Source organism: Janibacter sp. Y6, from assembly GCF_040900765.1.
Classification (GTDB): Bacteria; Actinomycetota; Actinomycetes; order Actinomycetales; family Dermatophilaceae; genus Marihabitans; species Marihabitans melonis.
The window spans coordinates 507222-533257 of record NZ_JAKLYZ010000002.1 but is presented as its reverse complement, the minus strand read 5'-3'; the positions used below and the strand labels follow the sequence as shown (position 1 = coordinate 533257).

The window sequence follows — 26036 nt, the reverse complement described above, 5'->3', positions numbered from 1 at the left end:
TCAGGCCTGGGTCTCGTCGAGGAGGCGCTCGACCTCGTCGGCCGCTGCGGCGGGGTCGAAGTGCTCCCATATGCGCAGGACGCGCCACCCGGCAGCCGCGAGCAGGTCGTCGGTGTCGCGATCGCGACCGTAGTTCGCGGCCAGCTTCTGCTCCCACCACGCCGAGTTCGCCGCCGGCCTGGTCCCGTGCTCCGGGCAGCCGTGCCAGAAGCAGCCGTCGACGAAAACCGCCAGGCGCTGCCGCGGGAAGGCGATGTCGATCGTCCGCCGGTTGTTACCCGGCACCTTGACGACGAGTCGGAACCGTCGGCCGCGGGCGTGCAGCTCGCGGCGAAGAGCCACCTCAGGGGCGGTGTCGCGTCGCCTCGCGACGGACATCCGGGCGGACAGCGAAGGGGACGACGCCCCGGGGTGACGGGGGACGTTGAAGGTCGCCACGGCCGGTCCCCCTTCGTTGTCGGCGCTCGGTGATGAGATCTCGGCTCACGATCAATCACACCATCTGCCAGGGTCGAGCGGGGGTGACGACCTGACGAGGTGCACGTGCTTCAACCATCACTCGACCTCGACCTTCGGACGCGCCCGAAAAACTTGGCCACAGCTGTCGGATCAGCTAAGCTCGTACATGTGGACGAGCTGACGGACCCGACCGAGCTGGGCGCGCGACGTCCGGCGTTCCGGTACGCAGATCTCTTCGCGGGCATCGGAGGGTTCCACGCGATGCTCGACCACGCCGGTGGCGAGTGCGTCTACGTCTCCGAGATCGACCGCGAGGCCCGCATCATGTACGCCCGCAACTGGATCGACCCGCTCCCCGAGCACCGCCGCCCCATGGTCAACACGGACATCACGCTGGACACCCCGGAGGACGAGGAGGTCGGGGTCCCCGAGCACGACGTGCTCGCCGCCGGGTTCCCATGCCAGCCCTTCTCCAAGTCCGGGTACCAGCGCGGGATGGACGAGGCCCGTGGCACGCTCTTCTGGAACATCGCTCGGATCCTGCAAGACCGGACGCCCGCCGTGGTGCTGCTGGAGAACGTCCGGAACATCGCGGGGCCACGTCACCGGCACGAGTGGGAGACGATCATCCGCACTTTGCGTGAGATCGGGTACCGCGTCTCCGAGACGCCGACGGTCTTCTCCCCGCACTTCCTGCCGCCGGAGATGGGTGGCACGCCGCAGGTGCGCGACCGGGTCTTCATCCTCGGCACCTACATCGGACCTGAGCGCGTGCGCGAAGAGCTAGAGGCAGGCCAGCAGCCTGCTCCGACGGTGGTCCGCGCCCCGGTCGACGGCTGGAAGGCCACGGACTGGCGCACCGAGTGGGTCCTCGACGCAGACGAGTCGGTCAAGGATATCCAGCGCTATCGCCTGAACGCGGACGAGGTCGCCTGGGTCGACGCCTGGGACGACCTGGTGCAGCGCATCTGGTCGAGGACCGGCACGCGGCTCCCCGGCTTCCCGCTGTGGGCCGATCACTTCGTGCCGGAGCGCACGCTCGACCCCGTAGAGCTCGAGGCGCTCCCGCGCTGGAAGAGCCAGATCCTCGTCAAGAACGCCCGCTTCTACGACGACAACAAGACGGTCGTCGACGAGTGGCGCAAGGCCCACCCCGGCTTCAAGGCCTTCCCGGCCTCACGTCGCAAGCTCGAGTGGCAGGCGCAGGACACCGCCAGCCTGTGGGACACGGTGATGCACTTCCGCCCATCCGGCATCAGGGCGAAGGCCGCGACCTACCTGCCCGCACTCGTCGCCATCACGCAGACGTCCATTTACGGACCTCGGCGCCGACGCCTCACCCCGCACGAGGCCGCTCGCCTGCAGGGCTTCCCCCGCTCCTTCACCTTCGGCGACCAGCGGGACTCGGCCTCGTACAAGCAGGTTGGCAACGGCGTTGCAGTCGGCGCTGCCTGGCACGTGCTCCGATCTCACGTCGCGCGCGAAGCAGCCGACCTCCCGGACCGGCTGGTCGACTCGGTTCTTAGGGCGAACCAGAATCCATGCGCCGATGCCGTCTCCTGCGGTCGCCCGTCGCGGAACACCTCTTCCCACGGTCCAGCCACGTCGGACCGCGTCATCGCCTGAGTACCTCGGCGACGTCGAGGCGCACTCCCAGCTCTCTTGCGCGGTTCAGGTCAAGCGTGAGTTTGGGCTTTCGGAGAGCTCCGCTGGCTTGACGACCTTGATGATGCGGGAGCAGCGCTCCTGACGCTATGCACTGCGACATGTGCTCGAAGTTGCGCAGGTGATACGTCTCGAGGGCTCTGGGGGAGAAGGACTCCTTGCGAGCGCGCTGCGGGCGGTAGTCCCCCGGTGATCTAGGGCGCGTCCCCACAAACTCGCGGTGCCACACCCCAAACTCCTCGGACGTCGTGGCGAAGCCGGTAAGCACGACAAAGCCGACGCTCGACTGTGCCGCAAAACAGGCTTCGAACGCACCTCGGTCGTTGAGGATCGCCCTGTCGGCACCTGCTGACCGCACCTGTCGAGCATGCGCCTTGAGATCCCATGCTGAACCTAGTGAGTAGTCGAACCGGGTGTTCGCGTGCTGGACGGGGCCGCCGCCGAGAGTGTCGATCAGGGCCGTCAGACCCACCATCTCGAAGTAGAACCCGGGCCACTCCATCTGCCGCCAGTGCGAGAACTCTGTCTCGCACATCTCTCGAACGCTCCTCCGACCGTCCCAGAACGGGGTTACTACTTGCAGCAGAGCAGAGATGATGGCCTGCGATTCGCGCTCTGGTGTCCAGTACTCAGCCGTCCGAGCGCCGCTCACGCCGAGTCGCCGTTCGGCCCCCGCAAGAAGAGAGTTCAAACCATCTAGGGTGATCGTGCTACCCGTCGACCAGCACGTGTCGTCCCACCCCACGTGAAGCTGGCGGGCCATCTCGCGCCCCAGATCGGGCTTGGCGAGTCCAAAGTCGACGGAGAGCCCGAGGTCGGCCGCAAGGTTTGAGAGCGCGGACTTCCGTTCCTTGCTGCCAGGCCCCAAAGTCTGCGGGGGTGCACCCGTAAGCGCAGCCATGCGAGTCACGGCCTCGAACTTGTGGCGTGCGGGGAAGAACCCCTCCAGATGGAGCCCAGCGAGGATCCCCTGGAGTTTCGGGGAGCTGTGCGCTGACCTGAAGGCGAACTCGCGGGTCGCACCTCTGAGGATGGCATTGAGTCCGATTAGGGTGATGGTCTGTCCGCGGGACCAGCACGAACTGTCCCAAGACTCACCCAGAGCCACCGCCATGCGACCGCCGAGCGTCGCCTTTGGTGAATCGAGGTCAACATCGAGCTCTAGCGACCTGGCAACTGCAGTGAGCACAGACTTCTTCTCAGTACTCCCCGGCCCCAAGCCTTCCGGCGCGAAGCCGGCCAGAGCATAGAGCCGAGAGACTGCTTCTAACTTCGACTCCGCCGGGATGTAGTCCGCAGCGATCACCATGTGCCGCTCTGAGCGCGCCGCAGGTCTTGTGATCCGTCAGCAATGCAGCGCCGCGAGAAATTTGCTCTTGCGCTGACGCCGCTCGAGTCGTCGAGCTCTCGGGACAGCATCTTGATAGCTCGCTCCCATCGAGCGGGAGCACTTCTTCGTCGTCCATCGACTACAGCCACAAGGTCAACCTACAGGTCACCCACCTACACCCTGCGGCTTTTATCGAGCGTCTCGTCATCCGCTCCAGGCTGGACGTCAGAGGCCACTGCCAGGGACCGGACCGGGCCGGCCACGTGCGGGTAATCAGGTTGCCCAGCGACCTTCGGCGGCTTCGACGCGCCGAGCGACATGCACCGCAGCACTGCGAGCAGGGTTCCACAACTCAAACGCGGATAAAGTCTTGTACGAAGTTGCCCCGATGTATCGCCATGTCACCCCTGGCAGCTATGGTCACGATCTAGCACTCGATGATGACGTTTGCAGGGGGCAGAACTGTGTTGACCTACGCCGAGTGGTGCGAAGGACTTTTCAACCACCTTGTGGGCGATGGCGCCCCCCAGCGGCCTTTGTACCTCTTCGTCGACCGGGACGACCTGGCGGCAGTAGCACAGGTCGACGACGAGGAGGCAGCACTCCTGTCGTTTGCGCGAGCTTACAGGGAGCGGGCAGATCGCGAAGCACCCTTCCGCTTCGAATACCAGCTCGCGAGGTCCTCAGATCCGTCCGACCAAGCAGTACCCCCCTACTTCCTGGCGTTGGTCATGTCAGTGCTAGCCGTCACCGAGGCACCCATAGGTGCGGCGCACGGGATATACCGGCGACAGAACGACCTCTTGGGTCATCCGCCCACGCCCTCCCGCCCACCCGGCTACGCCGACCACGTGCCGTTCTTATGGCAGGCGTGGAACAACTGGCTCAGCCAAGGGGGGCGGAGGTTCGGCACATCGACGGCAAGAAGCCACCCTCATTGGACCCATCAGGGCTGGGCTAGAAGCCAGGGGCTTTTCCGGCAGCAGGACCGCCTCTTGGTTCAAGACTGGTTCGAGGACCGAGGGGTCCGTCCCGGTGATCACATGTCCAGAGATCACCTCGTCCAAGGTTTCCTGTCCTGGCTCACCTTTCGTCGCTCCACCGGCCAGGCTCTACTGCAGCGGGTTCGAGACGACGCGGCGAAGGATGTACTGGCAGATCTACTCGAGACTGAGCTGCGCACGTGGACCGGTCAGGTCTCGCGCTCGGGGGGGGAGCGCAGACCGCGAGGGCTATTGGTCTACGACGAGTGGGCTCAAGCATTCTCACTGGCGTTCGATCCCCCCGCGGATCTTGTGGGGACAACAGTCGTGGTGGGCGGCGAGGACCTGCTCGTCGACGACGCAATTGGGCTCCTCACGATTCCTGTTGAAGGCCAAGTGGTTGAGCTTCTGAAGGACGGGGTCGGACTTCGACTGGCCGCCGATCTCCAGCTCCGGGGTGGAGGTGAGCCGCTGTACTTGATGACCGAGTCAGTGGAGGCGGGTGGCCTTCTGCAAGAGCGAGTTCCCGCGATCGGTCAGAGCTACTCGATGCTCCTCGAGGAAACGGCCGTCGATCCCGTCAGACGGGCTCTCATTGAGACCGGCGTCGAGGGAGCAAGGGCTCGATCCGGCCCAGCCTCTGGCTGGTCGTGGCTCGGACCGATCGTCTTCACGAGACCAGTTGACGATCGAGCCGCGGCCATTCTGGGCACAGCCTCTCCAAGCCCGCCTCCCCGGTCTCGTCTTGACGGTGGGTTGAGGGTCGCGACTGGTGCCTATCTCACGGGAGGGGCGCCTGACGTCCTGTTACACGCAGAGGGGCACCAGGCGGCCATCCTGCTCGACGGAAAGCACTTGGCCCAGCCCGCGCAGGATAATTGGGTACTCAGTCTCCCTCAGAAATCGCTCGGCACCGGGACGCACGCAATCTCGGTCGGTGGGGAAGATCTCAAGTTCGATATCCGTACGGGATACAACTCGGCCCCGGTCGATTCGACGTTCGGCCACGAGATCGAGGTCGGTCTCGGTACACCCAGGGTTACAGGTTCCAGTGCACGACCCGTGGAACTGGACGCTCCGGCCATCAGAGGAGCGCTGATCGAAGATGCCCTCTCGACTGCACCGCCCCGACTTCGAGTGCTTCCCGGGCAGGAAGTCCTGGTGCTCACTGACGACGGAAAAATCTTCCAGATTGTCGAGCGCCCAGCGCGATGGCTGGAGCAGGCTCAGCTGCACCCGACCGTCGTAGAGCTTCCAGCAGCAGTCCGCGGCCTGATGGGCGTGGCCTTCGTGCTGCGCAGAAGCATCCGGACGGGCAGAGTCGACGCCATCGAGGTGTCGGCCAGCTGGGAGATCCCCCCGGGTGTGGTCCCGCACCGCGAACGCCATGACGTGACGCATGATCTCCTCGTGCCGTGGCACGGCCTTCTACGTTCAGCGGAGGCGCGCCGAAGCCGGGCGCTGACTGCAGCGTTGGGTCGTAACGCATCGCCACGGACCGCGCGGCCCACGCAGCACGACGATGCGCCGGGTTCCTTGCCCCCGTTAGCAGTGGACGTCGACCAGCCCGGCGCCCTCGATGAACTTCTGCGCTGGCTCTCGGAACTGGAGCGCGGTACGACTTCGACCGATAGGGTTCGGTCGACCTGGGGCTGGCTCGCGCCGCGGTGGGGAGCAGGGGACGGCTCCGACTGGCGACTCGCGCTCTTCTACCTTCAGAACCTGGGCCACATCGAGGTCGACTACGATCGATCACGGGTTGGAGTCGCGCCTGCGGTCGCAAACTTGCTGCGAGGGGGGTCCGGTCTCGCAGTTCTGTGCGGTGCGCGTCCCGGCGCCCTGCTCGACACCCTCACGCAGGGCGCGTCTCCCGATCCTCAGGTGGAGTCGGCCCTTGCTCACCTCGTCGTGCACCGCAGGGCTCAGATCAGCACGGATGGAGATCCAACCGGGTCGACAACCATCTACCTCGAGTGGGACCCGTCCCACGAGGAGGAGGTCATCGCCGGCCTGGCCGCCATCGGGGTGAGGACGGTCTATGCCGCAGGGGACGCACTGCTCGGGATGCTGCCTGGGATCGACGGTCGGCTCGCAGCAGGAACTCGTTTCACGGTACCCCCGTCTACACAGGCGAAAGTGAAGCAAAGCTACAGGACGGACTGGTCTCCCGCCCGGTTGCTGACTGCGCGCGGCCTCTACCGATTCGTCACACGCCGAGGTGACATCTACGCGTGGCGAGCGGCACCTGATGAGCCACTCGTGCAGGTGGATAGACGCCTTGGTCCGTATCTGCTCCAGCAGGGCACCGCTGACGAGGGCCCCAGGCGGCGGCACCTACTGCATCGAGACATGCAACGTTCGACTCTCTTGGTCTCTCGTGACGCCTCCTTGACGCCCCTCTTGGCGCGTTCCCTCGTGCTCCGCACCGGCCTTCTCCCGCAGCCGACGAAGGGGCCACTCAACGCACTCGGTGACCGCTACCTCGAGTACCAGAACATCGACTACCACACCGCCGAGAGACTCGGTGAGCTGCTGAAGCAGCCCGTCAACTATCTCTGACCCGCGCATCCTAGAGAGGTCCACATGACCGGACGTCCCATTACACCGCTCGCCCTTCGCTCCCACCTCAGCGACACCTTCTTGCGCTACTACGAGACTGCCTACGAGCTGCGTGACGCCAACGTGGTGGCCGAGCGTCGTCAGCTTCTGCTCAACGAGGCTGCAACCTTCGCGGAGCCCTACATCGAGGTATTGCCTCGGTACGAGTCCTCGGAACGCACAATGCAACAGGTCTTCGCCTCGCTCGGCTCCCCCGAGGCGGCGGGTCTGGTGTCTGCGGGACTGCTCCCGCACCCCCGTGCCTACCGCCATCAGGAAGAGGCTCTCGTCGAGTCGCTCGGTGGCGCGGACGTAGTAGTGAACAGTGGCACCGGCTCGGGCAAGACGGAGGCATTCCTACTGCCAGTGATCGCCCGTCTGGTGCAGGAGTCAGGGCGCTGGGACACTTCTCCTGAGGTGGGGCACGATGGCCCCTGGTGGTCAGGACAGGCCTCGACTTTCGTCCCCCAACGCCCCCGGGACGAGGGCAGACCACCCGGGATGCGCGCCATGATTCTTTACCCCATGAACGCGCTCGTCGAGGATCAGCTGATCCGACTGCGGCGCTCTCTCGATTCTCAGGCCGCGCGCGGGTGGTTCGACCAGCATCGTGCCGGACATCGCTTCTACTTCGGTAGATACACCGGTCGGACTCCCGTGCCGGGGAGCCTCACCGACTCGTCCGATGACGCGAGGCGAGCGCGTCTGGCGCGTCTGATGCGGGACGGGCAAGCCCGGCGCGAGGCGCTCGACCGCATCCTTGCCGACGGGGGTAGTCGCCCTGCAGACACAGAGTTCTTCCTCCCGCGCCTGGACGGGGCCGAGATGCGGAGCAGGTGGGATATGCAGGCAGCGGCACCTGACATCCTCATCACCAACTACAGCATGCTCTCTATCGCTCTGGGCAGGTCGGATGAAAGGCCTCTGCTCGATCAGACGCGTGAGTGGCTACGGGACGAACGGAATGTCTTCACGCTGGTGGTCGACGAGCTGCACATGTACCGAGGCACTGCCGGCACCGAGGTGGCATACCTCCTGCGACGGCTCATCACCGAACTCGGCCTAGACACCCGGCCGGACCAGCTGTCCATCGTCACCACCACAGCGAGCCTCGAACCTGGCGAGGCCGGGAACAGCTTCTTGGCCCAGTTCTTCGGCCGCACACGCCCGTTTCGGTTCGTGACCTCGAGTCCGCGCAGCGCCTTGGATGTCAAAGACCTTCGGTCCCTGGAGACAAGCCTTGCGGACGGCACTATGGAGGACCTGACAGGGGTAGACCCGGCCGACATCGAATCGGCATTCCACCACGCGACCCTCCGCGAAGGTAGGTCGCGTGCCACAGGGGCACACGAACTGTCGACTCGGCTGTTCCCGGAGTCTGCCGAACCTGAGGGGCGCCTTGAAGAACTGGTCGCACTGCTAGGTCAGTCGCCAAGCCCTGCCGTTCGACTACGAGCCCACCTGCTCTTCCGAACCCTGCAGGGTCTGTGGGCTTGCAGCGACCCAGACTGCTCGGACGTCCCAGCCGAGTTCCAGAACGCAGACCGACGAGTGGGCAGGCTCTACACCCGACCGCTCTTCAGCTGCCCGTGCGGGAGCAGGGTGCTCGAGCTCCTCTACTGCCAGTCGTGCGGGGAGATCATGCTGGGGGGATTCGTGGCGCGCAGCGGCTCCCAAGAGTTCTTGGTCTCGACCTCCGCCAATCTGGAGCGCCTCCCGGAGCAGTCTTTCTCGGAGAGGAATGCCTTTAACTATCGCGTCTACTGGCCGACGCGTGCCGGCAGAAGGCCTTCGACGTCCCCCTGGACGCGTCTCGGAGGACGCAAGGGGGACGCAGAGAGGGTTACCTACTCGTTTGGCTTCCGTGGCGTTGACTTCGCGCCCGGGCCCGGACGGATCAACATGCAGCCTCGGAACAATCGGACGGGGTATGTCTACTCGGTCACTGGCCGGAAGGTTGCTGACGCCGCCGCGGCGATCGCCCCTTATCCGACGGTGTGCCCCTCCTGCGGTGATGACTGGGAGCGGACAGACGCGGGCGCCGTCGAGGACTCAGAACGCATGCGATCTCCCGTCTACACCCAGGGCGTGGGTTTCAACCGAGCCAACCAGGTGCTCACGGGAGCGCTGCATCGACACCTCGACACACGCCTGGTCGTATTCTCCGACAGCCGCCAGGGGGCTGCTCGCGTGACGGTCAACCTGGAGCTCGCGCACTACCTCGACCTTGTGAGAGCGGCGACCTTCCACCACCTAGCGGAGACGGAGGACTTGCTCGGCTTGGCCCAAGCACATTCGACCCGGGAGGATCGGAGCGAAGCGGCGGCTAGTGCGTTTGCAAGGCTTCAGCTCGAGCACCCCTCAGCGGCCATGGCTCTGCTCAAGATGGCAAACGGGCTCCCTCTTGGGCCGGAAGACGAGGATGCCCTCAACGCGGCGCGCTCGTCGCGCACACAACCCTCGCTCTCGGACCTCGAGAACAAGGTGGGGCCGTCGCTGCTCGAGATCGGGGTCAGTCCCGCCGGACCAGCAGACTCGCTGACCAGGACGAAGGACAAACGGCGTTGGACATCCCTGTACGACTGGAGGGTGTCACCTCCCAAGGAGCGGGTGGCAGATCTGGACGTCGATCAGAGAAATCTGCTTGACGAGATCAGGGGTGAGCTCTCGCGACAGATTCTGCGAACGGTATTCGCCGGAGGAGACCGCGATGCCGAATCGATCGGCGTCGCCCATGCTGTCTCAGGCGCCACTCTGACGAGCGTCAGCACAGCTGGGCTGAGCAGAGAAGTCTTCGCGCAGGTTGTCTCCTCCTTCGTCCGCGTCTGCGCCCGCCGTCGGCGGGTGACCTCGTTCATGGATTCGGCGGCCGACGGCTGGCCAGCCAACGCGAAGCAATACCTCAAGTCAGTGGGGCAGAGGCATTCAGTTGATGTCGACTCCCTGACATCCGCGGTCGAAGCTTCCATCGGAGCCGGCAATCACACGGGTTTCCGCCTCTTGCCCTCCCAAATTCGCCTCCAGGCTGGGGGCAGGGTCAGGTGGCGCTGCCCCTCCTGCAGCACTAAGCACCTCCATCCCTCTGCCGGGGTCTGCATTGGCTGCGGCGGCCATCTCTCCCGCGATGGGGAGACCTTCAGCGTCCAGAGCGACTACTACGGCTGGCTCGCCAAGCGCGAAGGCGGGCTCTACCGTCTGCACTGCGAGGAGCTCTCTGGGCAGACCGACCCACTGGTCGCACAGCGCCGCCAGGCACAGTTCCAGGACGTCTTCGTCGGCGACGACGAGGTGCCCACTGTGGATGGCATCGACATCCTCTCCGTGACGACGACGATGGAAGCGGGCGTCGACATCGGCGCGCTCAAGGCGGTCGTGCTGGCAAACATGCCACCCCAACGCTTCAACTACCAGCAGCGGGTGGGTCGAGCTGGGCGTCGCTCGGAGCACCTCGCCGCGGCTCTTACGGTGTGCCGGGGAGGTAGAAGTCATGATGAGCATTACTTCAGCCATCCATCCGCGATCACCGGAGATGACCCGCCGCCGCCCTACCTGGACACCCAGTCGCTGGACATCCTCCGGCGCGCATTCGCGGCAGACGTGCTCACACGTGCGTTCTCAGCCATGACCGAGAGCGATGAGAAGTTCGACCCGGGCAGGTCAGTACACGGCCAGTTCGGCACGGTGGATCAGTGGCTGTCGAGCCCGCACGTCGCCAGCGTCGTCCTCCGCACTCTGCGCCACCAGATGCCTGAGAGCCGTCGGCTTGCCCAGTCACTCCTGACAGCGAGCCGAGCAGGGGAGGCGATCTCTGCGGATGAGCTGGTGCGGTGGGCACAGGAGGAACTGCCTGGCCTCGTCACCGATGCTGCGCGCCACGCTCGAGTCCAGGATCTTTCAGAGTCATTGGCGCAGGCGGGTCTGCTACCGATGTTCGGCTTTCCGACCCAGGTGCGTGCGCTCTGGACTGCCCGGCCGTCGTCGGGGCAGGAGACCGAGACTGTGGACAGGGATTCTGGTATTGCCCTGTCTGAGTTCGCCCCTGGGGCCGAGATCGTCAAGGACAAGGCGATCCACTCGGCGGTTGGCATCGCACACTTCACCCAGAGCACGAACGGTTACTGGCGCGAGGTTGACGACCCGGTTGCCTCGCGGGAAGAGGCGGGCGTGTGCGCCGCGTGCCTCACGATCCATTCCGACGCCAGGCTCATCGCGTGCCCTGTTTGCGGAGCGAAAGACCCCGAGTTCCGACAACTGGTGCTCCTCGAGCCCATGGGATACCGGACCAGTTTCGCCACTCGAAACTACGAGCAACTTGATCAGGGCACATCGCGGGCCTCGCAACCCCGTCTGGCAATTCCTCCTGATTCTAGGGTCACGGGTCAGGACAACCTCCTCGCTCGTGGCGGTAAAGGAGAGGTCGTCTCGGTCAACGACAACAAGGGCCAACTCTACTCCTTGGTCCGAGCAAGCCGGCAGTGGCAGGGCACAACGCGCCCGGAGCCTGGACTCATCGACCGTCGGTTCATTGAGCAGACAGACATGGGTGCGAAAGCGCGCACACGCTTCTGGTCGCTCGTCGATGACAGCCACGAAGAAGTCGCGCTGTTGGCCCGCCGACGAACAGATATCCTCGCCATCGGCCTCAGCCAGGAACCCGCGGGCATGAGGATCGACCCGTCCACCCCTACCGGCCGCGCATCCTGGGGGTCGCTCGGGTTCCTCTTCCGCTCTGCCGCTGCACATCTTCTCGATGTGGGCCCCGAGGAGATCGAAGTCGGAGTTTCTTCGACATCGGAGGGCGACGCTCCGGCTCAGGGTCTCCTCTTTCTGGCGGACGCTCTAGAGAATGGCGCCGGCTACACGCGGTGGTTGCAGGACAACCTCTCGGTGGTGCTGGCTGCGGCTCAGGCCAAAGTAGAGGAGTTCCGCAGTCACGCCACCAGCGACGACCAGCCCTGCGACTCCAGCTGTTACCAGTGCCTACGCGACTACCGGAACAGTCCTTGGCACCCATTGCTGGACTGGCGACTGGCGGGGGACCTTCTTGCACTCCTCCAGGGTCGGCCTCTCGACGAACTCGCGGCATGGGAGGGAATCCGCCCAGTTGGACAGGCGCTCGCACAGGACTTCGGCTTTGAATTCTCCGATGAGAGCCCGCCGCGGCTGCTCAACCCGAGGTCAGGTCGCTCGGTGACCTTCGTCCACCCCTTCCGCGTGGACGTCCGCCGCTCGGAAGACCTGCTGGGTGGCACAAATGATGCCGTCTCGTCCTGGTTCGAACTGGTACGTAGGCCAGGTCTGATAGCTGGGCGCCTCATGGGTAGATGAGGGCACGCTCGGCCCGATCGCGACCACACCGTAAGCCGTGAGTATGCGTCGGCGGTGCAACGGGGTGGGATGTTCATGATTCAGCCCGTCATCGTGGATGACGTCCGCTGGGACGCTGCCATTACCTGGCTAGATGGACCTGCCAGCACGGGAGTCGACCCGAGGATGCGTGGCGAACCCACAAGGTCTCTGCGCGCCGGGATCGGCGCTCCGGGCCGCGTGGCATGGCTGACCGGCATTGCCGGTGCGTTGCCGCCAGAGACGTACTTGTTCACCGAACCAGCGATGCGTGACGCGCCCTCCCTGGGCATATTCAGATCAGGGGCCGAAGAACGGTCGCCCGTTCTTCCGCGCCCGTATGTCCACATCGCAGAGGTGAGTCACGCGCACATCTTCATTGGACGCCCACTGGCCCGGGGCAGGCCGCCCTCACCCCGCCCCTAGCCGCCGAGCGACGTCGACCCCGCCCATCGCGGTGATCATCTCCGGATCCCCGACGACGACGAGTCGATCTGTCGCCCTGGAGAGGCCGACGTACAACTTCTCCTTCGACCGGTCGTGCACCCCGGTGTCGTTGACGCACAAAACGACGGCCCGGCGCTCGAGCCCCTTGCACCCCAGGACGTGCCCGTAGAAGACGGAGTCCCTGTCCCAGAAGGACGCCCAATACCCCTCTTGCCCTTCGTCCTCCTGCAGCTCGGACTGCACCGGGTGGCGTCGGCCGGTCGCGATGAGCGCGATGTCCTCCTCGCGCCAGCCCTCGTCGAGGAGAGCGTCGACCTGGTCGTCCGCGGCTGCCTGCGGGTCTTCCCCTGCTGGAGTGGGGACGAAGGTGACCTCCGGACCCTGCCCACCGAGGGCACGCATCCTCATGGGCGTGAGAGAAGAGAAGACGTCAGCGATCTGCTGAGTGTTGCGAAGGTTGTGATCGAGGACGAGAGGGACCAGCTGGACCGGGGGACGGCCGAAGCGAGGGAAGACCCGCTGGTTCTCGTCCGAGTAGACGTAGAGGCCCCCGTCCTCCTCGTCGACGAGCGATCGCAGGAGCGGGACCCACCAGGAGTCTGCGAAGTCCTGAGCCTCGTCGACGATGATCGCGTCGAACTTCTTGCCGTCCGGCAGCTCGGCGGCGAGCTCCGCCATCCGATCCGGCAGCTCCTGCTCCCAGAACGCTGCGTCCTGACGTGTCCCGAACTCCTCCACACCGATGTGCCGGGCGAAGTCCTCGAAGGTCCCGACGAACGCAGGCTTCCGGTTGTACTTGTCGGGTGCGACCTCCCTCTTGAAGTAGGACGCCAGGCCGATCGAGTAGCACAGCAGGGCAACCCGCTGCTTGGCTCGGCCGTCACCTCCCCGGGTCAGCGCGCGTGCCTGCGCCAGGGCGAGGACCGTCTTGCCGCTCCCGGCCCCTCCTCGGATCTCAACGCGGTTGAGCAGCCGAGTGACCTTGAGGATCATCGCCTGCTCGGCGGTCAGCCGTGAGGTGACCTCGTCCCCGCGCTCAGCGGCGGCAGCGACGACATCGCGAAGGGGGAGCGACCTTCCCCGCAGGATCTCTGCGACGAGGTCGCACTCGTCCTCCGTGGGCGCGGTGTGCCCCTCAGGATTGGCGCGCCCGGCGGCGGCCAGGCGCTTGACCAGACCTGCGATGTCGTCGCGCCCGTGCACCATCGACCGAGGCAGGTCTGGCAGGGCGAAGTCGTCCGCGACGACAGAGTTCGGCAGCACGAGTGCGTGGCACCACCGCAACCGTCCCCGGCTCCATCTCGGGTCGTTCTCGACGTATCGCCGTGCCGCGTACTTGCCAAGCTCGACCTGCCGGAGTGGGTCGATGCGGTGCTCTGCACCAGACCGTCCCTGCCACCACTGACCACTCTCGTCGATCCACACCGACCCGCTCTTGACCTCGAGCACGACGATCGCGTGATCGGGGATGAGCACGATGAGGTCGATCTCGTACTCGCGCTCCTCGTCGGTGAGGTGCTGACAGGCGATCACCGTCCAGTGCGCAGGCGCCTGGTCGACGATCTGTCGCCACACCTCCGCCTCGCTGGGGTGCCCGAAGGAGGGGTCGGGAGGGAGGAGGGTCGGCCCTGACCTGGTCATGGGTTCACCCTGGCAGGCCGGGACGCCTCAGACCTGCGCTTCGTGCAAATTGCAGCACCGCGTTGTGGCGGGTCATCACCTCACGACCGCAGCTCCCTCACCCGCTCGACGAGGCGTCCCCCTTCGTCATCGGTGAGATGAGCACCGATCTGCTCGCACAGCTCCGGGATCTGCTCGTCTGCCACCTCCCGCAGCTGCGTCTCTTCCCCTGCCCGCCGGATCTGCAGCCCGTCGAGCGTCAGCGTCATGTGCACCGGACGCCCGTCGGCGTCGACGTGATGCCGGGCCACGGTGAGCGTCCGGGTGAAGTGCGACGACGGGTGATTCGACGTGTAGTGGTGACCCATGACCACGTCGACGGGACGCACCGGCACCTCGTCGGTCGAGTGCATGAGCTCCCACCCCTTCGCCCGCTGCCGCCACAGCTGCCAGGCCGGGCCGGCTCCCCCTTCGTCCACCCGACGGATCTCGTGATCCCAGATCCCGCCCTCCAAGCGCGCTCCGTCGCGCAGCTCGATCGGCCCGAGCGGGGGGACGCCGATGCCCGGGTCGCTGAGGTAGCGCGTGCCGTCGATCGTCACGACGACCGCGAGATGCGTGCGCGGGGCCTGCTGCGGGTCCCCCACCCGCGCGAGACGCAGCTGCGCGTCGTACCCGAGCGCGGTCACCGCGGCGTGGAAGAGCGTGGCGTGCTCGAAGCAGTAGCCCCCACGCCCGCGGTCGATGAACTTCTCGGCCACGGCGTCGAGACCGACCCCGGGATGCTGACCGAGGAGCACGTCAATGTCGTCGAAGGCGAAGGTCCGCACGTGCGCCGTCTGCAGCGCCCCGAGCGCGGCCAGGCTCGGCGGCTCGGCGGAGGCACCGGTACGGGCCAGGTAGGCGTCGAGTGCGAAGGGCATGTGCCCACCTTCGACCCTCAGGTGCACGTGAGGTCAACTCCCGCAACGACATCCCTGCGATGCTCGGCCCCGTGAGGAGCAGCGCGCGTAGGGTCCGGGGCCGGCAGTCCCCGGGTCAGCTGCTGCTCGCGGAGATCTCGCCGTACACCTGGGGGCTCATCGGGCTGCTCGCCCTGGCGAGCATCTACGGCAGCTACGACAGCCTGAGCGATGCGTACGGCGACCGGCACCTGGGCAACCTCCCGCTCGCCGCGCCGTCGGTGGTCGCGATCTGGGCGAGCTTCGAGCTGCTGTGGCGCCGGACGGCCCTCCCGCTCGCGCAGCGGCTCTTCATCGCCTGCATCCTCACGCCGCTGCCGAGCGTCGTCATCTCGACGGTCGTCTGGGTCGCCTTCGGCGCGAGCGGGTACGGCCAGGACCTCATCACCTCGACGAGCGAGGGGATCTACGACCACTACTACTGGCCGCGCGACGCGCGGGGTTTCGCGGCGGCGCCGCTCATGTTCTTCGGCGGGTGGGGCGTCGCCGGCTTCATGGGGCTGATGTCGTTGCTCGTCGTCGTGCTGCCGGTCAAGGCCTTCCTCGCCACCCGAGAGGTCATGGACGGGACGCGCCTCGACCCGGCGGCCGCCACGAGCTCGGCCGTCGTGCGCATCGCCTTCGGCGCGATGTCGATCGGCACGCTCACCGCGATCTGCTGGGCCGCAGGCGGCCCCGCGGCGCTCACCCTCGGGCTACTCGTCGTCACCGTCGCGCTGCTCGGCTGGGCGGCGGCCACCGCCGTGACGCTCCCCCGACGCTGACCCGGCCGATATCGCGTCGACGCTGTCCTCCCCCTTCGCTAGCCTGGCAGCGACCGACGTCGGCGGTGACAGCACCGACGCCCTGCCACGCATGAGAGCCGAGATGACCGAGATCCGCGGAGCCGCGACCACGCGCTGACCCGACGACCACGCATCGTCGACGCACCCGTCAGCGCCCCGACGCTCGACAGGATCTCCCATGGCTCAGCCCGCCATCACGCTCAACCACGCCCAGCTCGTCTGGCGCGACGGCACCGTCGTCTTCGGCCCGCCCGAGGGCCTCACCGGATCCCTCGGTCACGGCACCACCGGCCTCGTCGGCCGCAACGGCGCCGGCAAGACCACCCTCCTGCGCCTGCTCGCGGGCGACCTCGCACCTACCGCGGGACGGGTCGACACCAGCGGCACGGTCGCGATGCTGCCGCAGCACCTCGCCCTCGGCCCGGGCACGGTGGCCGACGCCCTCGGCATCGGTCCCGTCCTGCGTGCCATCGCAGCCATAGAGTCCGGTGACGTGTCGACGGAGGTCTTCGAGACCGTCGGCGACCGCTGGGACGTCGAGGCCGAGGCCCTGGCCACCCTCGCCGGCCTCGGTCTGCGCGGCGACCCCTCGCTGCTGACCCGCCCGGTCGCCTCGCTCTCAGGTGGCGAGGCCGTGCTCGTCGGCCTCGCCGGCATCAGGCTGCGGCGGGCCGACATCGCGCTGCTCGACGAGCCGACGAACGACCTCGACGCGACCGCCCGCGCGCTCGTGCACGACGCCGTCGCGACCTGGCGCGGCACCCTCGTCGTCGTCAGCCACGACACCGCGCTCCTCGAGCGGGTCGACCGTATCGCCGAGGTCCGCGGCTCCGAGCTGCGGACCGTCGAGGGTCCCTACTCCGTCTACCGCGAGGCGGTCGAGGCAGAGCAGGCCGTGGCCGCCCAGGACGTGCGGGAGGCTCGCGCCGAGGTCCGGCGGGAGCGAAGGGAGCGCATCGAGGCGCACGAGCGGCGGCAGCGGGCCGAGGCGGCCGGGCGTCGGGCGCAGCTCGCGGGCGGGATGCCGAAGATCCTCGCCGGCGGGCTGGCCGCACGCTCGGAGCGCACGAGCGCTCGGTCCAAGGCGTTGCACGAAGGGAGGGAGACCGGCGCGCAGGCGGCCCTCGAGTCGGCGGAGGGTCGGGTGCGCGACGACGCGACGATCCGGGTCGACCTTCCGCAGACGCGGGTGCCGGCGGGGCGCGACGTGCTCACGCTGGTGGCGCCGGACGGCGGTCGCGTCACGGTGCGCGGGCCGGAGCGCATCGCGCTCACCGGGCGCAACGGCGCCGGCAAGTCGACGCTCATCGGCGCGATCATGCGGCATGGCACGCATGACTCCCCGCCCGACGGTGCACCGGCGCCGGTCGCCGAGGTCGTCCAGCGGGTCACCGAGACCGGGCTGCTGCCGCAACGGATCCGCTTCGACGACGAGGACGCGACGCTCGTCGAGACCGTCCGGGCGGCCGCTCCGTCACGCACGCCGCACGAGGTGCGCGCCCAGCTGGCCCGCTTCCTCTTCCGCGGGTCGCGGGGTGACCAGCACGTACGCGAGCTCTCCGGTGGGGAGCGCTTCCGTCTCGCGCTGGCCAGGGTCCTGCTCGCCGACCCCGCGCCGCAGCTGCTCATCCTCGACGAGCCGACGAACTCGCTCGACGTCGAGTCCGTCGAGCAGCTCGTGCAGGCGCTGTCGGCCTACGAGGGAGCCTTGCTCGTCGTGAGCCACGACGAGGGCTTTCTCGGGCGCATTGGGCTGACTCGTCGGTGGTCGATCGAGGACGGGGTGCTCGTGGATCGAGGGGTTTAGTCCTCCAGACCGACTAAACCGGAGGGCCTTCGGACGTCGACGAGCGGAGGCCCCTGAGGTGCGAGCGCCAGCGAGCCTCGAAGGGCCGGGTCACCCCCTTCGCCGGCGCCACTCACCGACCGCGTCGGTGGCCCACAGCGCCCAGGCGACGAGGAGCGGCTGAAAGACCAGGCGAGCCGCCCGGGCTCCGTCGCTGTCGAGCCCGAAGGCGTCACGGCGCTCCGTGAGCTGGGCGATGTTGCCGGGGAAGACGGCGACGAAGAGCAGACCGGTCGCGGCGCCGACGAGGGCTCGGCGGGGCTGCCGCCAGGTCGCGAGCAGCGCCGCCCCGACCGCGATCTCGACGACCCCGGACGCCAGCACGACGAAGTCCACGTCGAGCGGCACCCACGGCGGCACCTGCGCCTGGAACTCCTGCCGGGCGAAGGTAAGGTGCCCGGTCCCCGCGAAGAGCATCGCGCCCCCGAGGGCGCCCTGCGCGACCCGGCGCAGCACCCCCGTGCTCGATCCGTCGGTCTCGCGGCGCGCAGGTGAGGTCATGCACCCATCCTGCCGCCACCTCGCTACGCCGACGCGAACTCAGCCCTGCAAGAAGTGCAGCACCTGGCTCGTGAACTCCTCCGCGTGCTCGGTCTGCAGCCAGTGGCCGCAGCCGTTGATGAGATACAGCCGCGAGTCCGGGATGAGCGACGTGAGCCGCAGCGAGTGCTCGAAGTGCACCACCCGGTCGTCCCGCCCGTGGAAGAGCAGGGTAGGCGCGGTGATCCCACGCAGCCGCGCGTGGTCGAGCTCGACGACGGGACGCTTGCCCGTGCCCTCGATGAAGTTCTGCGCGTGCTCGGGATGAGCCAGCACCATGTCGGCGCGGCCCTGGATGAGCTCGTCGGTGGCGAAGGTCGAGTCGAAGGTCATGATGTCGACGAGCTCGCGCATCGTCTCGAAGGAGGGCTGGCGATACCCCTTCTGCAGGACCTTGAGCCCCTCGGTGAGCCCGGCCGGGCCCATGAGCGTCGGCCCGCCGGAGGAGGAGCCCATCGTGACGAGCCGCTCGACCCGCTCGGGGTGCTCGTACCCGAAGCGCAGCGTCGTCCCGCCACCCATCGAGTTGCCGATGACGGCCGCCGCGCGGTCGATCTCGAGCGCGTCCATGAGATCGGCGAGGGCCGTCGAGTGGTCGCGGTCCTGCCAGGACACCGGGTCGGACTCGCCCCAGCCGGGCATGTCGACGGCGATGACGCGGTGGTCGCGCGCGAGCGCCGGGATGTTCTGCGAGAAGTTGCTCCACCCCGTCGCGCCCGGGCCGGACCCGTGCAGGAGGAAGACGACGGGGCCGTTGCCGGCCTCGTTGACATGGATCCGCCACTGGCGCGTCTGCACCATCCGGCTCGTGGAGTCGTACGTCAGCTCGCTCATCGCGGCGTGTCCTCTCGTCGTGCGGTCATGACCCGAAGCCGGCGATGAAGTGCCGGATCGGGCGGTAGTACTCGTAGCCGACCTCGTAGCGGCCGGTCGCGCCGAGCGCGGAGAAGGCCGCGACCCAGCCACGCACCTCGTGGCTGGAGTTGCCCGCCTCGGCCGCCATCTCGCCCGCCTCGTAGGCGTCGAAGGCGGCGGTGTCCTGCGCCGCGCAGACCCGCATGAACTCGCGGTCCCACTCCGGGTTGAGATCCTGGATGCCGGCCTCGCCCTCGGCGAAGGCGAGCGCGGTGTCGACGACGCGCTGCTCGCGCGCGGCCCGCGCCTCGGGCGTCGGGTTGCGCCCGTCGAGCAGGCCCTCGCGGACCTCCGGGGGCGCCGTCGCCCACCGCGGCACGGGCGGGTCGTGGCTCAGCCCGCCCGACGCGATGAGCAGGATGCGCTCGGGCCGGTCGGCCGCCCACCGGCCGATGGCTTCGCCGAGCGCACGGATCCGCGCCATGGGGACGAAGGGGGCGGCGACACCGTTGACGAAGGCGGGGATCGTCGGGAGGGTGTCGACCCCGCCGAAGATGACGTCGAGCGGCTGGACGGCGCCGTGGTCGACACCCATCCGCCGCGACACGGTGAGGTCCACCCCTTCGCCCTGGACGTACCCGGCGAGCTCCTCGGCGAGCTCGGACGGCACGTCGAGCTCGCCGGTCGGCGTGCCGTAGTCGCCGAGCCCGAAGGCCCCGAGCCCGAGGCAGAAGGGCGGCATCGTGTCGTAGAAGAAGCCGTTGTAGTGGTCCGGCCCGAAGGTGATGACGAGCTCGGGGTCCACCTCGCGCACGAAGTCGCGGGCCGCGGTGAAGGCCCCCTCGACCTCGCCGGAGATCTCCGGGCCCGGGTCGATCCGGCGCAGCAGCGGCGTGTGGGACATCGCGACGAGCGAGAGACTCATGCGACGACCTCGAGCGAAGGGGTGGCCGCCCCGGCGTGCGTGGCGTCACCGGCGACCTCGGCGGAATCGGCGACCGCACCCGGCGCGACCGGCGTGGCGTGCATCGCGGTGCGCAGCGAGGCGAGCGCCTTGCCGGCCTCCTGAGCGAGGCATGCGGCCGCGACGAAGCGATCAGGCCGGAGGAAGACCACGCCCATGGCGCGGGTGTCGAACCAGCTCTTCAGAGCGCCGTCGACGCAGCCGACGACGAGCGTCTCGGGGTCGGCGAGGTTGTCCTGCGCCCACGCCCGCTGCGACTCGGAGGTGAAGCAGACGAGCTGAGCGCCGATGTGCCGCAGCTGCTCTCGCTCCTGCGGGGTGAAGAGACGGGCGGGGTCGTTGCCCCACGCGGCGACGGTCCACCACGGGCCGACGACGTCGTCGAGACGCGCCTCGTGCACGTCGGCGGTGCGCACCCGCGGCTGGATGAACTGCGTGCCGACGGGGGTGACCTTCGAGACGGCGTTGCGCACGGTCATGAAGCGCGAGCGTCGCGTGCGCTCCTGGCGTCCGGAGCGCAGGGTGTCCGGCTCGACGACGACGCCCTCGGCGTAGAAGGGCATCGGCTTGAACTTCATGTCCGCGAAGTAGTCCTTGACCTGCGGGCTGAGGTTGAGCACCCGGCTGGCGACGTCGCGGGCACCGAACACGACGCGGTTCGTCGGCTTGATGACGTTGCCGAGGGTCATCGACAGGTCGATCATCGCCTTCGCGTGGTCGCGCCGCTCGGACTCGTAGCTGTCGAGGATGCCGTCGTCGGCCTGGCCGGACAGCACGCTCGCGAGCTTCCACGACAGGTTCGTCGCGTCGCGCATGCCGGAGTTCCACCCCTGGCCCATCCACACGGGCATGAGGTGCGCGGCGTCGCCGGCGACGAGGACGCGACCCTCGCGGAAGTGGCTCGCGATGCGCCCGGAGAGCCCGGAGTTCGAGGCCGCCCGCGAGCGCGGCGAGGTGCACACCGGTCTCCCCGTCGCGATCCTCGTGACGAAGTACCGTCGCGCCGTCCTGCTCGGCACCCTCGGCGTCATGGCGCCGCTCTTCATCCAGAGCCTGCTCGCGGTCTTCATGGTCCCGTACGTCGTCGAGGCAGGCGCCGTCACCCGCGAGACCGCGCTCTACATGCTCACGCTGAGTAACTTCGTGCACGTCTTCACGATCCCGTTCTTCGCGTGGGTGAGCGACCGGGTCGGGCGGCGCCGCACGATGGTCGCCGGCGCGATCTTCTCCGCCGGTCGCGATCTGGCCGATGTTCGCCCTCTTCGACAGCGGGTCGCCGGTCCTCGTCGCCGTCGCCTTCTTCGTCGGCAACCCACTCATCCAGGCCTCGATGTTCGGCCCCGTCGGCGCGTACCTCTCCGAGATGTTCGAGCCCACCGCGCGGTACTCGGGCGTCTCGGCGACCTACCAGCTCGGCTCTCTCCTCGGGGCCGGCCTCGCCCCGCTCGTCGCGCAGGAGCTCGTCACCGCCGACGCCGGCACCCGCGACCTCGGTCTGTACATCGTGGCCGCGTACGTCGTCAGCGGCCTGGCCGTGTGGTTCTCGCGGAACGCGGGAGAGCGAAGGGGTGACCCCGCCGCCGCTGAGCCGGCCCGGACCCCGGTCGACGCCTGAGCGCTACCGCAGAGTGAGCGCGAATCGCCGCTACGCCTCGTGCGTACCGGCGATTCGCGCTCGATGGGGTCGGGTGGGTACCCCACCTGTCGCCTAAGGGCGGGGCTCTCCCCCGTTGAGCATGCAGGTCTGCACCTCGCCAGATGATTCCGCCTCGCAGATCTGACCCGAGTACGCGTCGTCCGGAATTCCATCAGCATTGTCGTCTGCGCCTGTTGCATTCGGATCGGGTGTCAGCTCAGGAAACCCGTCGACATCGGGCACATCCTCGTAGGAAGGACCGGTGTATTCATCTGACGGCTCGATCAGCTCAGTGTCTTCGCTAAACGCATCCTCGAGCCCCGTAGACAACCGCTGCGCCCCGCCATAGGCCCAGCCTGCCAAGAGCGCATACGGGAGGAGCAGCGCGATCGCTACGAAAACGGCGGGCCGGCCGGCGCGTGTCCCGAGGTAGGCAGTCACCGCAAGGGCCGTCAGGAGGGCCATGATGATCGTAATCTGAACACTGAAGTCGAGTCCTGCTCGAAATACGCCGTAGGCCACTACGGGTAGCGAAACCGCGAGGAGTACCCCCGTGAGAACAAGTCCCAAGCCGCGCTTCGATGTCGCATCTGAGGTCATTCAGTCAGTATGTCTCAGGATTAAGTCTGAGTGCGTCAGATTTACTCAACCGGGGACAGAGGACGAATAACGTCCGATCGCTTACCAGCGATGCGAACCACGGGACCGCTGAGCCGAGGCGCCATCGGCGCCTCTAGACCGTTTGGAGACTTGAGGATCGCCGTATCGCGGAGAGCCAGGCACGCCGAAGGCCCCGGGACCATCTGGTCCAGGGGCCTTCGCCATGCGGTGCGAGAGGGGGGATTTGAACCCCCACGCCCATAAGGACACTGCCACCTGAAGACAGCGCGTCTGCCGTTCCGCCACTCTCGCGTGAGTGCGCTGACGACCGAAGTCGCAAGCGCGCCCATTGTGCCCTACCGGCGCCCCTTCGACCAAAGCGGTTGCCTCGACCACCTCGAACGAACCCCGCCCGGCAGTTCCGTCGGAATGGTCACGGCAGTCGCACCGGGCCCCTAGGGTTCGACCAACCACCCTCGGAGGAGACCTCATGCCACGCCGACTCGCCACTGCTGTCGCGGCCTTCGCCTTGATCCCCATCCCGGCGGCCGCCGGTGCAGCCACGGCTGCACCCGCGGCCACCAGCGTCTGCTCCGGCATCTCGGGCTGTCGCACGGTCGCGTCGGCCGACATCGACGGCGACGGGAGGGTCGATCAGGTCGGCATCGTCAACGGGTACATCGACGGTGTCGAGGGCTACGTCCCGCGCGGGACTAGCACGATCCACGTGCGGACCGCCGCGGGGCGCACGATGAGCACCCGCACCACCGGGGTCACGTGGTACTCCACCAACGCCTTCTTCGACATCGGCAGCATCGACGGCCGGCGCGGGTCGGAGATCATCGTCGGCACGAGACGCGGTTCACTCCTAGGAGACGTCAGCGCGTCCGGTGACTCGCGGCGCGCGCAATGGACCGAGTTTCGGGTCATCACCTACCGCGACGGTGCCCTGACGACGCTCAAGTCGCCCGTCGGTGACTCGTCGTCGGGCAACGTCCGTTGGCGTGTTTACGAGGGGGACTATCCGTCCGTCGGGTTCTCCCGATCCACCAGCGGCGGCCAGGTCTACCTCCGCCGGACCAGCGCTGCACCGAAGGCATACCCCTCGAAGGCTTGGACGAGCTCGCAGACCACGTACCGATGGGCGAACGGGTCCTGGGCTCGATCGACCACCCAGAAGTCGACGGTCACTCAGGCTGTTGGGCGGAAGTCCGCGTGGTGGCACGTCGCAGGGGTTCGGAGCTTCTCGCAATGTGGCGATGTGGTCTACACGCCTCAGTCAGATGACATGGCACTGAGCATCGGGACCGTAGGGGTCGGCTGCACCACAGCGAAGAGCGTCGTGCGCGCAGCTGACTACGCCCGGTGGTCCAACGGAACTGCTTCCGTGAAGGGATTCCGCTGTGCCGTCTACGCAGACTGGAGTGGCATGGCGAGTGAGATCAGGACCTGCCGCTCGGGCAGCACCATGATCGGCTGGCGCCGCTACTGACGCCCCGTCGGCGGCGGGCTGATCGCGCCGGCTCGGACGGCGACGTCCTGCTGGGCAAGGCGGCGAAGGGAGAGGAGCACCGGGTCCACGAGGACCGTGCCAAGAACGACCTGGCGGACTGCCCCGGCCGGGTCTGCGGGGACGCTCGAGACGTCGGTCTCGGCGACGCTGTGCATCGAGGTCGCGTACCGGCGCATACGAGCAGCGTCGAGACCGATCCCCGCGTCCGAGCACGCCGACCAGGCCTCGTTGAGCGCGGCGAGGGCCGGGTCGTCAGGGTAGATGTGCCAGCCGAGGTCGTCGACGAGATCGCGGGCCGCGGAGTCATCGCCCTTCGAGGCTCCTCGCTGCGCTCGTCGCACCTCAGGGACCTCGCGCTCGGGCTCTGGTTCCGGCTCGTACAGCGACGCGGCAGCAGCGGCCATGACGTCGGTCGGTCCGACACCCGGGTCCTCGATGACGTCGAGCACCCGGCGGACGGCGGCGATCGACAGGCCGCCCACCCCCGTGAGCGCGCGGACGAGCCGCACGCGCTCGACATGGCTGTCGTCGTAGCTCGCCTGGGTGCGCGAGCGCACCTCGCCCGCGTGGAGCACCCCTTCGCGCAGGTAGTACTTCAGCGTCGGCACGCCGACGTCGGTCGCGCTCGCCAGCTCGGAGATCTTCACCGCTAGGCCCTTTCCCTCTTGACACTGGATAGTACTAGTACCCAATACTGGATATCAGCACTATCCAACGTATAAGGAGCAGCCATGGCCGATCGCAGGACCCACGCCCACGACGGCGACGTCGTCGTCTTCCTCATCGGCATGCGCCCGACGAAGTGGTGGCGCGTCGACAAGCTCGCCCCCGTCTTCGCCGCGATGCCGCGCATGCTCGCCGAGCTCGAGCGCAACAAGGCCCGCGCGGCGCAGGGCCTCGAGCCGCACCTCGGCTACCTCGGCTCGCGCACCGCCATCGGCCCCGGCGGCCCTGTCGTCATCCAGTACTGGCGCAGCACCGACGAGCTCTACGCCTACGCGAGCAACCCCAACGCCGAGCACGTCCCGGCCTGGCGCGCCTTCAACCAGGCCGTCCGTAGCGCGCCCGGCGCGGTCGGCATATGGCACGAGACCTACGCGGTGCCCGCGGCCGGCATCGAGACCATGTACGTCGACTCCGTGGTGGGTCTCGGCGCCGCCACCGGCACCGTCCCCGCCGGGCGCCGCGGCAACCGGGCCGCCCAGCGGCTCGGCACGACGACCCAGAGCGACGCGGCGACGGACGCCGAGGTCGCCCCCGCCTGACCGGCCCGCCGCCTGAGTCCGGCCGACCGACCGGACCCTCAGTACCCGAGACGCCCGTCGACAGCACCGCGCAGCATGTCCATGTGCCCGAGGTGCCGCGCGTACTCCTCGACGAGGTGCACGAGGATCCACCGGACGTTGACCGGCTTGCCGTGACGCAACCCCTTCGCCAGCTCGTCGACCGACCCGACCCCGGCCAGATGACGACGGGCCTGGGCGACCTCGTCGTCGAAGCGCTCGATATCGGCGGGCGCGCTCTGCGGCGTCCCGAGCTCGAAGTCTCCCTCCGGCGCCTCGCGGTGGCTGTAGATGTCGGGGCTGTCGTCGCCGAGCAGCACGTCGGTGAGCCAGTAGCGCTCGACCTCGGTGAGGTGCCGCACGACCCCGAGCAGGCTGAGGGTCGACCCGGGCACCGGCTGGCGGCACAGCTCCTCACCAGTGAGCCCGGCCACCTTGAGCGGCACGGTCGCGCGGTACATCTCGAGCCACTCGAGCAGCCCCGGCAGCTCGTCGGCGGTCATGTCCAGGTCGGGTCGCTCGTCGGCGACCTCGGGTGCGGTCCACGTCATGGGCGCCACCCCACCACGTCGCGCGACCGCCGGGCCACCGACTTACCGGGCGA

Annotated in this window: 19 protein-coding genes and 1 tRNA gene; 8 read left to right on the top strand and 12 right to left on the bottom strand. The window is 67.8% G+C overall.

Translation table 11 applies throughout. The features are described from left to right. On the bottom strand, window positions 1–438 hold the full coding sequence (locus L6241_RS07485) for a very short patch repair endonuclease (protein WP_368245582.1): 438 nt from the start codon (window positions 436–438) through the stop codon (window positions 1–3). Window positions 439–627: 189 nt separating this feature from the next. Here L6241_RS07485 and L6241_RS07480 point away from each other — a divergent pair, with 189 nt between their 5' ends. After that, on the top strand, window positions 628–2085 hold the full coding sequence (locus L6241_RS07480) for a DNA cytosine methyltransferase (protein WP_368245581.1): 1458 nt from the start codon (window positions 628–630) through the stop codon (window positions 2083–2085). Here L6241_RS07480 and L6241_RS07475 read toward each other — a convergent pair. Next, window positions 2075–3433 (bottom strand): hypothetical protein, encoded by a 1359-nt coding sequence (locus L6241_RS07475; protein ID WP_368245580.1) that lies wholly within the window; start codon window positions 3431–3433, stop codon window positions 2075–2077. The genes L6241_RS07480 and L6241_RS07475 overlap by 11 nt on opposite strands. 485 nt (window positions 3434–3918) lie before the next feature. Between L6241_RS07475 and L6241_RS07470 the strand changes: the two genes are divergently transcribed. Next, window positions 3919–6996: a hypothetical protein gene (locus L6241_RS07470; RefSeq protein WP_368245579.1), complete on the top strand. Its 3078-nt coding sequence runs from the start codon at window positions 3919–3921 to the stop codon at window positions 6994–6996. A 24-nt stretch (window positions 6997–7020) separates the two neighbouring features. After that, window positions 7021–12363, top strand: a complete 5343-nt coding sequence (locus tag L6241_RS07465) for a DEAD/DEAH box helicase (RefSeq protein WP_368245578.1) — start codon at window positions 7021–7023, stop codon at window positions 12361–12363. Window positions 12364–12792: 429 nt separating this feature from the next. Here the strand turns inward: L6241_RS07465 and L6241_RS07460 are convergent, their stop codons facing one another. Further along, window positions 12793–14469 carry an NERD domain-containing protein gene (locus L6241_RS07460; protein ID WP_368245577.1) on the bottom strand — a complete coding sequence of 559 codons (1677 nt, stop codon included), beginning with the start codon at window positions 14467–14469 and terminating at the stop codon, window positions 12793–12795. Between the two features lie 80 nt (window positions 14470–14549). Beyond that, the gene (locus L6241_RS07455) at window positions 14550–15371 is read right to left on the bottom strand and encodes an arylamine N-acetyltransferase (protein ID WP_368245576.1); all 822 of its coding nucleotides are present in this window, start codon (window positions 15369–15371) and stop codon (window positions 14550–14552) included. A gap of 71 nt (window positions 15372–15442) precedes the next feature. Here L6241_RS07455 and L6241_RS07450 point away from each other — a divergent pair, with 71 nt between their 5' ends. Both L6241_RS07450 and L6241_RS07445 read left to right on the top strand, forming a co-directional pair. Then, window positions 15443–16174: a hypothetical protein gene (locus L6241_RS07450; RefSeq protein WP_251719669.1), complete on the top strand. Its 732-nt coding sequence runs from the start codon at window positions 15443–15445 to the stop codon at window positions 16172–16174. Between the two features lie 199 nt (window positions 16175–16373). Beyond that, complete coding sequence (locus L6241_RS07445) at window positions 16374–18002, top strand: ABC-F family ATP-binding cassette domain-containing protein (protein ID WP_368245575.1); 1629 nt, start codon at window positions 16374–16376, stop codon at window positions 18000–18002. Between the two features lie 90 nt (window positions 18003–18092). On the opposite strand, the gene L6241_RS07440 is transcribed toward L6241_RS07445, so the two are convergent. Genes L6241_RS07440 through L6241_RS07425 form a run of 4 tightly spaced genes read right to left on the bottom strand, consistent with a single transcriptional unit; the run spans window position 18093 to window position 21362 of the window. Beyond that, window positions 18093–18542 carry a hypothetical protein gene (locus tag L6241_RS07440; RefSeq protein WP_251719671.1) on the bottom strand — a complete coding sequence of 150 codons (450 nt, stop codon included), beginning with the start codon at window positions 18540–18542 and terminating at the stop codon, window positions 18093–18095. Between the two features lie 39 nt (window positions 18543–18581). Further along, window positions 18582–19415 carry an alpha/beta fold hydrolase gene (locus L6241_RS07435; protein ID WP_368245574.1) on the bottom strand — a complete coding sequence of 278 codons (834 nt, stop codon included), beginning with the start codon at window positions 19413–19415 and terminating at the stop codon, window positions 18582–18584. Window positions 19416–19440: 25 nt separating this feature from the next. Beyond that, a complete protein-coding gene (locus L6241_RS07430; RefSeq protein ID WP_368245573.1) occupies window positions 19441–20361 on the bottom strand; it encodes a 3-carboxyethylcatechol 2,3-dioxygenase in 921 nt (306 codons plus the stop codon). Next, window positions 20358–21362 (bottom strand): FAD-dependent monooxygenase, encoded by a 1005-nt coding sequence (locus tag L6241_RS07425; protein ID WP_368245572.1) that lies wholly within the window; start codon window positions 21360–21362, stop codon window positions 20358–20360. The genes L6241_RS07430 and L6241_RS07425 overlap by 4 nt, the downstream gene beginning before the upstream one ends. A gap of 287 nt (window positions 21363–21649) precedes the next feature. On the opposite strand from L6241_RS07425, the gene L6241_RS07420 reads away from it, so the two are divergent. Continuing rightward, window positions 21650–22015, top strand: a complete 366-nt coding sequence (locus L6241_RS07420; RefSeq protein WP_368245571.1) for a hypothetical protein — start codon at window positions 21650–21652, stop codon at window positions 22013–22015. Between the two features lie 93 nt (window positions 22016–22108). Here L6241_RS07420 and L6241_RS07415 read toward each other — a convergent pair whose 3' ends face one another. Together L6241_RS07415 and L6241_RS07410 are read right to left on the bottom strand one after the other, a co-directional pair. Then, window positions 22109–22636 carry a hypothetical protein gene (locus tag L6241_RS07415; protein WP_368245570.1) on the bottom strand — a complete coding sequence of 176 codons (528 nt, stop codon included), beginning with the start codon at window positions 22634–22636 and terminating at the stop codon, window positions 22109–22111. Between the two features lie 229 nt (window positions 22637–22865). Next, window positions 22866–22948, bottom strand: a tRNA-Leu gene (locus tag L6241_RS07410). Window positions 22949–23126: 178 nt separating this feature from the next. Between L6241_RS07410 and L6241_RS07405 the strand changes: the two genes are divergently transcribed. Beyond that, the gene (locus L6241_RS07405) at window positions 23127–24128 is read left to right on the top strand and encodes a hypothetical protein (RefSeq protein WP_251719683.1); all 1002 of its coding nucleotides are present in this window, start codon (window positions 23127–23129) and stop codon (window positions 24126–24128) included. Here L6241_RS07405 and L6241_RS07400 read toward each other — a convergent pair. Next, window positions 24122–24796: a MerR family transcriptional regulator gene (locus L6241_RS07400; protein ID WP_368245569.1), complete on the bottom strand. Its 675-nt coding sequence runs from the start codon at window positions 24794–24796 to the stop codon at window positions 24122–24124. The two genes, L6241_RS07405 and L6241_RS07400, sit on opposite strands and share 7 nt — an antisense overlap. Before the next feature lie 84 nt (window positions 24797–24880). Here L6241_RS07400 and L6241_RS07395 point away from each other — a divergent pair, with 84 nt between their 5' ends. After that, complete coding sequence (locus L6241_RS07395) at window positions 24881–25414, top strand: DUF4188 domain-containing protein (RefSeq protein ID WP_368245568.1); 534 nt, start codon at window positions 24881–24883, stop codon at window positions 25412–25414. A 38-nt stretch (window positions 25415–25452) separates the two neighbouring features. On the opposite strand, the gene L6241_RS07390 is transcribed toward L6241_RS07395, so the two are convergent. Further along, window positions 25453–25983, bottom strand: coding sequence for a DinB family protein (locus L6241_RS07390; RefSeq protein ID WP_368245567.1), 531 nt, complete (start codon window positions 25981–25983; stop codon window positions 25453–25455). Between the last annotated feature and the right edge of the window lie 53 nt (window positions 25984–26036).